Origin of the sequence: Microcoleus sp. T2B6, assembly GCF_036700475.1 — a bacterium.
Lineage (GTDB): Bacteria > Cyanobacteriota > Cyanobacteriia > Cyanobacteriales > Microcoleaceae > Microcoleus.
The window spans coordinates 1-1317 of sequence record NZ_JAUBOZ010000246.1; the positions used below are offsets into that span (position 1 = coordinate 1).

Annotated in this window: 1 protein-coding gene; it reads right to left on the reverse strand. The window is 46.8% G+C overall.

What is annotated here, in order from left to right:
- Positions 1-25: 25 nt before the first annotated feature.
- On the reverse strand, positions 26-1216 hold the full coding sequence (locus QUA00_RS36690; protein WP_333306402.1) for a transposase: 1191 nt from the start codon (positions 1214-1216) through the stop codon (positions 26-28).
- Between the last annotated feature and the right edge of the window lie 101 nt (positions 1217-1317).

Below are 1317 nucleotides of genomic sequence, written 5' to 3' on the forward strand. Positions count from 1 at the left end.
CCTTTCAGGGGTAGGTTTTTAAAATTTAAGCCGTAGAAAAGTGAGAACGGCTTGGCCAAGGTTCAGGAATAAAGCTACCAATCGGTAAAGGTTTGCCCAACAGCAAAGCTACTAAAATCGCTAAAAAACCGCGCCGGAAGCAACTTAAAAGACGGGGGGAAGTTTTTGACGTGGTGGTTCGCAATCTAGCTACATGGTGAGGCGACAAAGACTGCAAATCATTTTTAGGCAAATTGCTGTCAACTTCACCCCCAACACTCACTAACCAGAGAGTCGCTACAGCAATCGCTAACCACAGCCGCTCAGCGCGAGCTGGGTCAGTCATTTTGGTCTGATGCCATTGCCAACCCCCGCGTTTAGTATCTTTAAAACCACACTCAATCCAAGCTCGCATTCCATACCAACAACTTGTAGCCATCTCAGGAGACAAATCCGTCACAATTAACCAAGGGTCAGCATAGCCGACATCCCAACGGGCGATTAAAGTACATTTAATTGGCTTGTTTTTGAAACAAGTCACCCGGCCACACCAAGGCAGACTTCCCGGCTCTGAAACGGCTGTCTTCAAAGGGCGAAAATCCGACTGGCCCTCGGGACGAAATTGACCGCCTAGATTAACTCGTAAATAAGGATGCCATTCTAGTTCGACAATTTTGTCGTACAACCAGTCAGCATAGAGTCCTCGGTCAGCCGCTACAATGACCTTCCAATCTGAGGGGATACAACCCATGAAAACATCAAATAATTGCAGCCAGTAAGGCTGCCAAGCTCCTTTGGCAGTAGCTTCAACAATTTTCCAGGCCACTGGAATCGCACAACCTCGATACAAAACACTGATTGCTAAGACTGTGAAGCGTTGCCCCAAAGTGGTGGCATCCATCGCCAAGAAAAGCTGCTTATTCTCAGTGTCTTGCCACAGGCTTAAAATCCACTGCAACAGCGGGACAAAGCTTTGTGTAACGTCCAATTCTTGGCGACATTTTCCCGTTTTATCTTTTTTTCCCCAATACCATTCTCTCAATCGCTGCCGCATGGTGTTCTCTTTTGTCTCTAACAGATTCGCCAAAAAAGTGGCGACAGTGGTTAGGCCACAAGACTGCACCATTGCCATACCAAAGCTCCACATAGCTAAAACTCTGGCTTGCGGCTTGCTCAAATGAGGGAGTTTCCCCGCGACAAATCCTATCCAATTTTTTAAACTCTTTGGCGTACTCATAGGGTTTGCTCAGGTTGAGAATAGCTCCGGAGCTGTGTAAAACTCACTGTTTCTATACTATCCAATCCGGTGTCATCATTAAAAACCTACCCCTGAAAGCC

What these genes read in the sequence shown, in the direction of transcription:
- QUA00_RS36690 (WP_333306402.1), bottom strand. Translation starts at nt 1,216, where the DNA reads ATGAGTACGCCAAAGAGTTTAAAAAATTGGATAGGATTTGTCGCGGGG.